This window comes from Mucilaginibacter sp. GW821-FHT07H05, from assembly GCF_059418485.1.
Map to the genome: position 1 here is coordinate 287,284 of NZ_JBWKPY010000002.1, position 13,078 is coordinate 300,361.

Sequence of the window (13,078 nt, forward strand, 5' to 3'; positions counted from 1 at the left end):
TAGCTAAGCTACCACTTAATTCTGTATAAAAATTGTACGGCGCTTAAAACTTTATACTAAACCTGTGGAGGTTATTTACAAAGCCGCAAGTAAGTTCCAGGCTGTAGTTTTCGCAAATTTGCCGGGCCAGGGTAAACCCCAATCCACTACCTTCAGACTCGGCCGATTTATGAAACCGCTGGTGAAGTAGCCCCAATTATACCGCAAAGCCTTCAGATAAAATCTGAAGGCTTTTGTATAAAGCATGATTATATCGCATCCCCGATATTTTCACCTTTTATTGAATGATCCCTGTAAGCGTGATGACGGATCGGGCCGGGATAAGATTTTTATCTCCGGTTACTTTACCCGCCTTAAGATCATCTGTCTGCGATGTAGTGTATGCCGAGGTGAACCGAACTTTAACACCACCAGTATTAAACCTAACGGTTATATCATCCGGATTGGGGTTAACTATCACCACCGTTAAATCCCTGCCTTTTTTAAAGGCCGAAACAAGTATAGGCGCGCTCCCGGCTGCGGATAAAGCCCCGGCATCAACCCTGATAGCGCCAGGACTGATAAACCGGCTGTAGTTACCCATAGCCCATAGCATTTTGCTGGCGTAAAAATTGCCGTCGCTTTTATTTCTATCGATGTAGATGAGGCCATCTTTGTAATCGTAGGCCGAAATAGCTGTCCACCATTGCCATGCCGAAACATTGGCTACGGTTAGATCAGTATGAATTACCGAGGCTAAGTAAAGCGCTGAAGTGATCCCCAGATCGCGTTTGTTACCGTTTATTTCGCCTGCGTTATCGCCCAAAATGCAATACTCTGATTGCCACAGATCAAGGCCCTTAATAGTGGCTACGGTATCTGCCAGCGCCTTACGAGCTTTTATAGCTGTTGCCATTGGCGATGTGGTAAAATAACTATGCCCCGCTATGGTTTTGCTTATGCCCGGCAGGTTACCAATATAATTTGCAGCCCCTGGTTTAAAAAAATCATTAATCTGGTTTCCTTTTCCCGGTTTATCGCCAGCTGTAAATAAATAGTTGATGCTCCCGGCTTCGCCTACTAATATTTTTGAACTGATATGGTCATTTACAAAAGTTTTACTAATGGATCTCATTAACCCTGCTATCTCGGTGTTAGTATACGGGCATCCTTCCTGACCGCCGTCACTCCAATCCCATTGGGGTTCATTTACCGGGCTTATGTAATCAAATTTAACTTTGCTTACCTGCTCAACCCCCTTAACAACCTTTGCCAGGTATGCAGCAAAGTCGTCATATTTATCAGCTGCGATATTTACTTTGCCGCCATTGGTATAAGCTTTGCCATTAATGGTAAACTGCACCGGCGGGCTATTATTAAAACCTAAAAACTGTTTTACCCCGCGTTTTTTGGCGGCCTTTAAAAACCATACTTGCCCGGCCTGGTTTTGCCAGTTGTAACTACCATCGGTGTTTAAAAACGATTCGGCACGGCGCCACTCATCTTTAATGCCACTTAAACCCGCTTGCTGGGTGCTGCCTGCGCCAATGTTAAACCGCCATAACGATAAACCTATCCCTTTTGGCGAGCCATCGTTTTTAGTACCATGGCTAAAAAGCAGATCGGCAATTTTATCCCGTTTAGCATCGGGCCAGTTGCCCACAAACTGACACGACCAGGCATCAGAGGCGCCAAAGTTGCTGATAGTTTGATATGTTTTTAAGAGATTGATATCGATAGTAACTTCCTTAACCTGGCCGTTTGCAAAATGGATAGTTAATCCAAAGGCTATAACCACACCAAGTATTTTTTTTATAGTAGCGCTTAGTATCATTTTTATTTAAATCAACAGATAAAACAGCACTTTACAGCACCGTTTGATGTAAAATTATTGTTGGACAAGCTGCCATTGCTGGTTATTACCACCAGTCCATGGCCTCTGTATTATCCCCACGCCATTTACATCGAGCGCCAAACCGCTGTTACGGTTAATAGCCTTGTAAATGCCATCGCTGGTTGTGGTAAGCTGCCACTGCTGGCTATTGGCCCCGCTCCACGGCCATTGTACAATGCCTGTGCCGTTAGCTGTTAAACCGCCGTTAACATCAAGCGCCAGCCCGCTGTTACGGTTGGTTATTTTGTAATAATCGCCGCCGTTACTGGTTAGGATCCATTGCTGGTTGGTGCCGCCATTTTGCGGCCACTGTATAATACCCGCGCCGTTGACAGTTGAACCGCCGTTAACATCAAGCGCCTGCCCGCTGTTAACGTTTACAAAGCGGTAATAAGCGCCTGTATAAAATGTATTGGTACCGCCATCGCCTACACCCCAGCCATATTTAATACGGCTTAAACCCGATGCGTTTGTGGTTGATACGGTAAGGTTTGTACCCGTTCCGTTCAATTGCTGAATGGCGTAACTATCGCCCGTGCGGATACCCGGCCAGTAAACAGCGCCCATGCCAAACGCGCGCACCTGGTTGGTTAACCCCTGTAAATAGGCAATTTCCTGATCGCCGTTAATGGCCGCTGTATAATTCTTACCGGCAGTCATAGGTATACCAAACTCGGTCAGTACTGCACGGTTGCTATAAGGGCCGATATTCCCTTTAAAGCGGTTTTCCCATTGCAAAGCAGATGTATTTGTACCGTTGCTAAAAAAGGTATAGTCGTGTATGGATAAAAGGCAGCCCGAAAAACGGCTATCAGCACCCACCCCGGTAATATCCTGCGAGTAAGAGGTCCCGCTGATAAGGATGCGCCCTTGTGGAATTGATGGGTACCTGCTTAGCCATTGGGCGCAAATGGCGGTCCAATCGGCTAACGAATAGCCATGCGGCTCGTTAAATATCTCGAAATAAACATGCCCGTTGCCGCTATATTTGGTAACGATAGTTTGCCACATCGACCAAAACTCGGTTGCGTTATCAACTTTTCCATCTTTAGATGAATTGGCTTCCCAATATCCCAGTATAACATTCATGTCCCTGCTCAGCGCTTTATCAATAATCCCTGTATAGGAGTTCCACCAGGCTTGCGATACGGTTGAATAATTAACCGGCAATCTCACCGTATTGGCCCCGGTATTGGTTTGGATGCCCGAAAGCACCGCATCGGCCTTGGCCGATACAGTAGCATAACTATCTGACGAAGTGAGACCGCTCAGCACAAGTATCCCATCGCTGAAATTATCGCCGTCGGCTGCCCAGTTAACCCCCTTTAGCGTGCCTCCGGCGGCCGGGACAATCGGGCCTGGATCGGGCTTAACCACTACAGGTTCGGGCGTTTGTTCTGCGGTAACCGTGCTTTTTTTACAGCCGGAGATCAAAAAACATAACGCTAATAGTAAAGTGCAGGAGTTCTTCATATAATTCGATAGGCTGTAGGTTAAAAAAAGGGGAAGGAACGAATATCCTTCCCCTTTTTTAATGATAAATTAGTATCCCGCGTTTTGCTGCAGTTGGCCACCCGATGCCTGGATCTCTGCCCGGGGTATAGGCAACCAATAATGTTTGGCTGCAAAAGCACGCCCATCAAGCGCTACTTTTGATGTATAACTATAGCTGCCATTGGCGTTTTTGGTAATAATTACGCCAGCCGCAGGTTTATTCTCGGTAACGTCGGCAATTTTCCAGCGACGCACATCGTAAAAGCGGTGTTCTTCAAATGCCAGTTCAACCCGGCGCTCGTACCTTACTGCATCGCGCATTTGCGATTGAGAAAGCCCTGCGGCCAATGCCGGCATATTAACACTTGGGCGGGCACGGATAAGATTGATTGCCGTGCGTGCTGATAAGGTTGACCCGGTTGGGATGATATCCGGACCGTAAGCTTCGTTCGCCGCTTCGGCAAAGTTTAACAGGATCTCGGCATAGCGGAAATAGATCCATGGCTGAAAACCGGCATTACCCCATGGATTTTGAAGCGGATAGGCATCATTCATAAACTTTTTCAGGTAATAACCGGTTTTGGTCGTATTCCAGTTATCGGGCCCGTCTTTACTGTCTTTGCCGCCGGGGGTAAAGGTTTCAACTGTTTGGCCCCTGTAAGTAGCTCCATTATAAAGTACAGTTGCAGCAAACCTTGGGTCGCGGTGCTCGTAAGGTTTAGTAGGATCATAGCCCGATGTTGGGTCGGTGATAAACTTACCGTTATCCATTTCATAATCATCAACCAGGTTTTGCAACGGTGTGTTACCGGCCCAGCCGCCATAGCCATTTGGCCCATTGGCTATTTCGAGGTGGGTATGATTAGCGTTTTTAGTGTATAAACGTGCAAAAATGGTTTCGTTTGTTTCGTTTATCAAAAACAGGTTGTTATAGCCGCCGGTATAAATCCCATATTTGTTAAGGCTGATAACCGCCTGTGCCGCAGTAGTGGCGGCGGCCCAGGTACCCGCGTTATATAAAGGGCTTGCCGCATAAAGCAACAGCCTTGATTTTAAAGCAAGCGCCGCGCCTTTAGTTGCACGACCCAGCATCCAGGAGCCGTCGTTATTTAAGGGAAGTTTTGAGGCAGCATCGTCAAGCTGCGCAACCGCATAATCAATACTTTCCTTAATACTTGCTCTTTTAAACAGCGATGGATCCTGCAAGTTGTCGCTAAGGCTAACCACTTTATCGCCCATTAAAACAACCCCGCCATAATTACGGATCAGGTCCTGATAGCGGAATGCCCTGATAAATTTCAACTCGCCTTCGATACGGGTTTTGTGCCCTGCGCTTAACGGCAGATTTGGCAAAATACTTAAAGCATAGTTGCACTCTCTTATGCTCCGGTAACTGCGGCCCCAAAGTACGCCCGCGCCACCTAAATTTTCGGGGGCCAGCAAGCCTCTTTGTACAAGCCAGGTAGCATCGTCATTGTTATAGATGGATTCGTCTGTTAGCGAACTCCACATGCTATACTCAAAGCCGCGCCCAAAGCCGGGGTTTGTTCCGTCGCCCTCTTTATCCTGCAACTTAGCGCCAATGTAGCGGTTGGTTACATAGGCTTCATATACCGCCGTATCCGATTCGATGGCCGATGTGGCTATCCTATCGGTAGGCGTCACATCTAAAATATTTTTTTTACATGCTGTAATTCCCAGCATACCGCACATTATTAAATATAGCGGGGTTTTATATTGTAGTTTCATTGTCGTCTGCTGATTAAAATTTCACGTTAATACCTAAGTTTAAAATTCGTTGCTGCGGGTAAAACTGGCCGCTGCCGCTGGTACCTTCAGGGTCATAATCCTTCACTTTGGTTACGGTGAACAGGTTAAATGCGCTGGCATAAACCCTTAAGCCCCCTATTTTAATTTTTGAAAGGAACGCCCCGTTGAAGTTATAGCCTACCTGCACATTCTTTAACCTGAAGAACGAGGCATCGTTAAGCCAGAAGGTGTTATTATACAGCCCCCCGCTAATGGCATTAGATGCACGGTCGGTTACCCTTGGGTAAGTGCCGCTTGTATTAGAAGGGCTAAACCGGTTATCGGCCCAGCTGCTGTAGAAATTGCCTACACTGCCAGATTCTGGCAAAACATACTGACTAACCTGTGCCTGGCCTGCAAATAAAAGGGAAAGGTCAAAACTGTGGTAAGCCGCGTTAAACGTAAAGCCATAGGTAATTTGCGGGATATTGCCGTATTTGGTACGTGTTTGATCATCGGCAGTAATTTTATTATCACCATTATAATCCTGGTATTTTAAATCCCCCACTTTAGCACCGGTTACGTGCGGATAACTATCAAGATCCTGCTGGGTACGGAAGATACCGATGGCATTGTAAAGCAGTGAGGTATTTAACGGCCTGCCGGTTTGGCGCTGATAGTCTAAAGTGCCGCTGGCTTCGTCAATAAAGATGATCTTACTTTTAGCATAGGTTATATTGCCGCTAACTCCCCAGCTAAATTTGCTGCTGTTGTGGCTGTAGCCTAATGTGGCTTCAAAGCCTTCGCTGTTCACTTTCCCGATATTTTCTGATGGTACCAACGGGTCGGAACCATAAGGGTTTACAATACCCGACGAGCCGGGCAGCGAAGCATTTCTGGCGGCCAGGATATCAGATCTTTTTTGTTGGAAATAGATGGCCTCTAAAGTAAAATCATGAAGAAATACCGCGTTTATACCAACATCCAGCTTTTTAGCAACCTCCCATGTAATATTAGGATTGGCCAGCTTTGCAAGATTAACGTTTGGCTGAATAGTGTTTGAGCCACTGCCCGGAACGCTGGCCACAAAGCCATTGTTAACCAAAACGTAGTTATCAAAGTATTGAAATCCGTTAACGTTATCGTTACCCAGCGAGCCGTATGACGCCCTTAATTTTAAATCGTTAAAAAACCGTGTGCTGTTTTTAAACCAGTCTTCTTCCGAAACCCTCCAGCCTATGGAAGCCGAGGGGAAATAACCCCATTGCTTTCCATTAGGGAATATCGAGCTGCCATCGGCACGTAACTGGCCTTCAAACAGGTATTTTTCTTTATAAGTATAAGCTAAACGACTGATTACGCTGCGACGGTTATAGTTTGAGCTATAACCCGAGTTAAGGTAATCGGTTGCCGCGCTACCACCCTGGGATAGCTCGGGCAATTGCGATGACAGATAGTTGTAGCGTGTAGCATCAAAATACTCGAGGTGATTTTTGCTTTGCTCATAACCAACAAACGCGTTAATATCATGCGCACCGTATCTCCTGGCAAAGTTCAGTTTAATGTTTGAGGTAATAAGCGCCTGGTTGTTTTGCGACTCGAACAGCATAGGGGCGCTGTTATTACCGCCAACTACAACCTTGTTATAATTTTGAGAGGTTGGGTCATAGCTGTACAAAATGTAAGGCTTGTTAAAGCTTTTATCGAAAGCGCCCGATTTATCAACCGAAAAGAACCCATCAAGTGATAAACCACTGATGCCTGGGATAGCATAGCTGCCTTTTAAAATGCCGTTAAAAACCTGGGTAGGGTTATTATTTGTGCCGCCAATATCGGTTACCTGTACAGCAGGGTTGTTGTTTTCGATACCCGTTGTAGGCAGGCCGTTAGGATAATAAGCCGCTACTATAGGTTTAGCACGATAAATTGAGCGGAATATACCACCTGCGCCAACCTGCGGAAATAGCCTGTCTTCTTCGCGGCCGGAAAGCGATAAACCTACTTTTAAGCGCTTGGTTACGTTTGCATCGATATTTGAGCGGAAGTTGTACTGATGATACTTGGTAGCGCCGTTCTTATATAATCCATCCTGGTAAAGGGTACCTAACGATATAAAGTACTTCACATCCTCGCTACCGCCGCCAACAGAAAGGCTATGCTGGTTCTGTTGCGCCGATTTTTTAAGCGTTTGTGCTTCCCAGTCGGTATTTGGATAGTTAAGCGGGTCTGATCCGTCACTAAATTTCTGAATCTGCGCGGCAGTATAGGCCTGGTTTAAACCGCCGGCCGGATTAGAGTCATAATTGATCTCGTTCATGATTTGGGCGTACGTTGCCGCATTGGCCATTTTAGGCAGGCGGGTTGGCGAACTAAAGCCCTGGTTAAAGCTGTAATTAATGGTTGGCTTACCGGTTTTACCTCTTTTTGTAGTAACCAAAATAACGCCGTTAGCCGCCCTGTTACCATAAATAGCTGCCGAAGCGTCTTTTAAAACCGATAGGCTTTCGATATCATTTGGATCAAGCCTTTCCAAACCGCCTATTTGCCCGGGCACGCCGTCAACTACAATAAGCACATTGTTGCTGCCTGTTGTAGCCAAACCGCGTACGGTAATGTTTGAACCGTCGTAACCCGGCTCGCCGCCGCGGTTGTTAACGATTATGCCCGAAAACCGGCCTGCAAGCGCGTTTGAAAGGTTGGGCTGAGGGCTTTTAACCAGCTCGGCGCCTTTAACCTGCGATATGGAGCCGGTAAGGGTAGCCTTTTTTTGCGTACCGTAGCCTACTACTACAACCTCATTTAATGATTTTGCATCGGACTGTAATTGTACGTCGACTGTGGCCTGTCCTTTTAAGGCAACTTCCTGCGTTAGGTAGCCGATAAAGCTGAATACTAATGTACCCGATGATCCATCAGGCACATCGAGGCTAAACTTACCATTAACATCGGTAACGGTGCCGGTTGAAGTTCCTTTTAAGACTACACTTACGCCGGGTAATGTTTCACCTTTTTCGCCGGTAACTTTACCGCTTATTTTTACGCTCCGCACGCTGAGCTTTTTATAAGCATTTGCCAATGCAGCCGAAGGCATCTGGCAGGTGATAAAACAGGCAATGGCTATGCCGGTAATCAGAAGGGAAAAGCGGGGTAACCTTTTCCGGTGGGGGGAATCCTTTACGTGTAACTTTAGTTTCATATGGTTTTAAATTTGGTTTTTAGCCGGTTTAAACCTTACTCCGCTTAAGACATTTTTACAACAAGGCAGGCCGCTAAAACCGGGTTGCCCAGTGTTTTGCCTTGCTTAGTATATATGCTGATAAGAAAAAGTTGGTTTACACCGTGGTTATTGGTGAGGCTAAATTGCGGCTTAAATGCAAGGATAAGTGAGGGGTAAACTCTGATTAAGTCAGGGGGTATTCAAGAAAAAGCCCTATAAATATGGCTTTTTACATAGCGGGATAAAATAATAATATCAGTTTTCTTTAATTACCTCGCGGCTAACATTGTAATTATTGTGAAACGATTTACGGTATTTCTTTTTATAATCGGACGGATTGACACCAAACAATTGGTGAAACTGTTCCCGGAAATATTTAAGGTCGTTTAGCCCCACCTTGTAGGCTGTTTCGTAAACAGTGCTATCGGTAGTGAGTAATATTTCGGCAGCTTTGCGCAGCCGTATAAAACGGATAAAACTATTAGCCGACTGGCCCGAAATTGATTTGATGCGCTTATACAGGTTGGAGTGGCCCATACCTATTTCGGCCGCGAGGGTTTTAATACTGAAATCGGGATCTGTTAAATGCTGCTCAACTATTTGAAGACATTTTTCAAGAAACTCCTTATACTCCTGCGATATTTTCAGATCAGTTGATTTGTTAAGCGTTATCTCGTTATAAAAATACTTTTGCAGGTTATTCCGGCTTTTCAGGATCCCGTTAACCCGGGCTATCAATATCTCTTTTTCAAACGGTTTACTGATATAATCATCGGCCCCGCCCTCTATCCCTTTCAATTTTATTTCGGGTGATGAACTGGCAGTAAGCAGGATAACCGGGATATGGTTAAGGGCGGGGTCTTCCTTAATACGGCTGCAAAGTTCAATACCGCTTAGGCCCTGCATCATCACATCGCTTATTACAATATCGGGCACCAACTGATGAACCAGATTAAGCCCGTCAGTGCCGTTATCGGCCTCAAAAACTTCAAAATGGCTGGCAAATATTTGTTTAAGATAGGTACGGATTTGTTGGTTATCGTCAATAAGCAACATGGTTTTGGTATCCGAACTTAAAGCTTCGGGGCTTTTGGGTGTTATTTCACTGTCGGCTTCAGCTGCAGCAAGCATTTCATTATTGCTCTCCATCAACTCGTCTAAAAATATCGAGGGTTCGGGCATATCTTCAAAAACCAACTGCTGCTCAAAATGCTCCTTCCCTTTTAACAATGAAATATTGAAAACTGTGCCCTCGCCCTGCCTGCTGGTATAGCCTATCGCGCCCTTATGGCTTTCAATAAACACTTTTACCAGATAAAGGCCAATACCAAAGCCGGCCGCCAGGGGGGCCGGACTTTGCAACTGGTAAAACTTGCTGAACAGTTGATCGCCTGTGCCTTCGGCTATGCCGCAACCAGTATCTTTTATCGCTATGGTAACTTTATCATCAAAATCAGTTATGGTACACGTTACCATGCCATGCTCCGGAGTAAATTTTAAGGCGTTTGAGATCAGGTTAAACAGAGCTATCTCTATCTTTTCCCTATCGGCAAATATTTCGATATCCTCTTTTTCGCTCAAAAAATCAAACTGTATATGTTTAGTGCGCGCCTGGTGATTAAAGCATAAAAACACCTCGTGGCATAGTAAAACAATGTTTAGCCTTACTATTTTCAGCTTATCGGTATCGCTTTCGGCTTTTCTGAACAGCAATAACTGATCTACCAGGCTTAACAGGCGGCGGGCGTTGCGGTAAATAATCTGGAGGTTTCCGGGCTCATTGGCCTCGTCGCTTTTGCCAAACAACATATCCTTTACCGGGTTAATAATTAATGTTAAAGGGGTACGGAACTCATGCGAAATATTGGTAAAAAATGAAAGCTTGCGCTCATTAAGTTCTTTTTCATTTTCGGCCGATAGCTGGGCTACCTTTATTTCGTATTTCAGCTTTGATTGATTGATCCTGTACAACCTGTAATAATTGATCATAAAACCGGCAATGGCCAGATAGCAAAGGTAGGCCCACCAGGTTTGGTACCATGGCGGCAGTATCCGTACCTGCAATGTGGCATAATTGTTAAACCAAACACCATCCTGGTTAGAGGCCTTTACTTTAAAAACGTACGTCCCCGGATTAAGGTAGCGGTACGTGGCCGAACGCTGATTGCCCACATAATTCCACGATTTATCAAGCCCTTCCATTTTATAAGCAAAACTTCCCTTTTGCGGATAGGCATAATTTAACGCGGTGTACTGGATAGAAAATACGGATTGATCTGGCTGTAAAACCAATTGTTTTGTTTCATTTAGCGCGTTGGGCAATACAGCACCGCTTTTGTTGCTGCCGTCAACCTCTATTTGCTTTCCAAATATCTGCAGGCCGGTTATCAATACGCCCGGCACATAATTGCTTTTATATACCTGTCCGGGATCAAAAGCGTTTAAGCCCTCTACTCCGCCAAAATACATTACCTTATGCGGGGCATCGTACATTACCGAACCTACGTTAAACTGCCCGGCTTGCAATCCGTCAGACTGATCATAGTTAGCCACTTTGCCGTTGAATGGCTCTATACTTGATAGGCCTTTATTGGTGCTTAACCAAATTGTTCCGTTATTGGCGTCTTTAATAGCGTAAACAGTATTGTTGGCCAAACCATTTTTTTCGTCAAAAACCTTAACCGTTTTGTTTTTAAGATCGTAAACCAGTAATCCGTCGCCTTCTGTACCTATCCAAAGCCGGTTATGCCCGTCATGATAAAGTGAAAATATCACCGCGCCCGGCAGATATTTTTTTTCATCGGCCGCTTTTAAAAACTTACCGAACCTGTTTTTTTGCGTATCGAAATAATCGAGCCCGCCACCATACGCGCCTATCCATAAATTTCCTTTTTCATCTTCGGCAATGGCGCGCACATCGTATGAACTGATATTACTATTAGCCGGGTTATAATTGGTGAATAACCGGGTAACCGGGTCAAACAGACTTAACCCGCCGCCATTTGTACCTATCCAAAGGTGTTTACGCTTATCTTCATAAATAACCCGCACATCATTACCGCCCAGGCTTTTAGCAACAAAAGGATTATGGCTGAAATTGGTAAACGTATCAGACGCCCGGTTATATAAAAATAACCCTTTGGCATAGGTGCCAAACCAGGTGTTATTATAACTGTCGGTATATGCGCTCAAAATGGCATTGTCGGTTAAGCTGCCGGGACGGCCATCGGCTTTGTATTGCTTTATTAAAGTACCGTCGGCTCTGGCTTTCAGCAAACCATCGCCATCAGTGCCAAACCAAAGCAGGCCATCGTTATCACGGCACATACCATAAAACCTTACCTGGCTTTCGCCACCGGCATCAACATGTTTACGTTGTATACGGGTAAACTTTTCTGTTTTGTTGCTTACCATATAAATACCGTCTCCGTAGGTACCCAACCAGGTGTTTTTATCCCTGTCAATGTAAAGCGTTTGCACCGAGCGTTGTGTAATGTTAAAGCCATCGTCGCCGGTAACCGGTTCAAGGAAAAAGGAGTTGACATCATAATTAGCCGAAGCGCCCAGTTCCAGTTTAAACAAGCCGCCATCCTGCAGCCCGATCAATAATTTTTTATCGCTGCCTTCATTAAGAGAAATATACGTTTTGCTTTTTATGCCGGGCTGCATATTGCGCAATTGATAAAATTTACCGGAACTACGGTTATAATAGATCAGTCCGTTACTTGCAGCTATCCAGATATTATGAAAATGATCTTCAAAAATATCGTTGATGCGTGATACGGGCAGGCCCTGGCCAAGATGCAGCTTAGTACTGATTGCCCCATCTTTTTGTGTAAACACGTTAATCCCGGCATCCTGCGTGCCGATCCACAATAAACCCTGCGAATCTTCTAATAATGAAATAATCCGGTCGTCGCTTAACCCGGGGAGATTGCTCTGCCTGTAGTTTATAAAACTGGATTTTTTGGTATCGAAATAAGAAAAGCCTATCCCATAAGTTGATACCCAAAAATTGCCGCCATGGCCGGGCGCAATTATATTTACATCCTCTTTAGCTAAGCGGCCGGTATTAACTTTATAGTGCGTAAAATTCTCTGTACGGGTATCAAGCCTGCTTAACCCGTCTCTGGATCCTACCCAAATAATACCAGCGTTGCCGGCATAAACTTTTCCAACATAGTTACTTGAAAGGCCTAAAGAATCACGCTGTTTTAATTTAAAGATCTTAAATGAAGTACCGTCGAAACGGTTAAGGCCATCACTGGTGGCAAACCACATAAAACCGTTAGCGTCCTGAGTAATGCTATTTACTATACCAAACGATAATCCGTCCTTTAATGAATATTTTAATACTTTATTTTTTATGGGCGACTGTGCATACGCCAAAAAACACAAAATCTGTAAGGCCCCAATAAAACAAAACCTTACTGCAAAGTATTTCCGGTGTTCACACCTCAAAAATCCCAACATGCCCAAATTTGTTAAAATATATCTTAAGCCCAACAGCCTAAAAGTGCATAATTTAGAAACGCAAAACAGTAAATGCAGAGAGCAAAAACTGCGTACGCCACTTGTTTTGCAGGTTTTTATGATTTATAACTAATAAGCAAGATAAGTATTTAATTGTCGGAAAAACACTTAATATTTAAGATTTAGTAAACTAATATAATGGACACGGCCCCTGCATTTTTTTGAAGCGGCGATGCTGGCTGTAACTTCCTTTTTCACGCTACAGCTATTTT

5 protein-coding genes are annotated in these 13,078 nt (G+C 44.8%); all 5 read right to left on the minus strand.

The genetic code is table 11. The features are described from left to right. Nucleotides 1-277 precede the first annotated feature (277 nt). The 5 genes from AC07M6_RS05280 to AC07M6_RS05300 all read right to left on the minus strand — a co-directional run bounded on the left by AC07M6_RS05280 (nt 278) and on the right by AC07M6_RS05300 (nt 12,722). Nucleotides 278-1,813, minus strand: a complete 1,536-nt coding sequence (locus tag AC07M6_RS05280; RefSeq protein ID WP_494887879.1) for a glycoside hydrolase — start codon at nt 1,811-1,813, stop codon at nt 278-280. Between the two features lie 54 nt (nt 1,814-1,867). Then, nucleotides 1,868-3,346 (minus strand): RICIN domain-containing protein, encoded by a 1,479-nt coding sequence (locus AC07M6_RS05285; RefSeq protein ID WP_494887880.1) that lies wholly within the window; start codon nt 3,344-3,346, stop codon nt 1,868-1,870. A gap of 69 nt (nt 3,347-3,415) precedes the next feature. Continuing rightward, complete coding sequence (locus AC07M6_RS05290) at nt 3,416-5,116, minus strand: RagB/SusD family nutrient uptake outer membrane protein (protein ID WP_494887881.1); 1,701 nt, start codon at nt 5,114-5,116, stop codon at nt 3,416-3,418. 13 nt (nt 5,117-5,129) lie between these two features. Next, on the minus strand, nt 5,130-8,312 hold the full coding sequence (locus AC07M6_RS05295) for a SusC/RagA family TonB-linked outer membrane protein (RefSeq protein ID WP_494887882.1): 3,183 nt from the start codon (nt 8,310-8,312) through the stop codon (nt 5,130-5,132). 276 nt (nt 8,313-8,588) lie between these two features. Continuing rightward, the gene (locus AC07M6_RS05300; RefSeq protein ID WP_494887883.1) at nt 8,589-12,722 is read right to left on the minus strand and encodes a hybrid sensor histidine kinase/response regulator transcription factor; all 4,134 of its coding nucleotides are present in this window, start codon (nt 12,720-12,722) and stop codon (nt 8,589-8,591) included. Between the last annotated feature and the right edge of the window lie 356 nt (nt 12,723-13,078).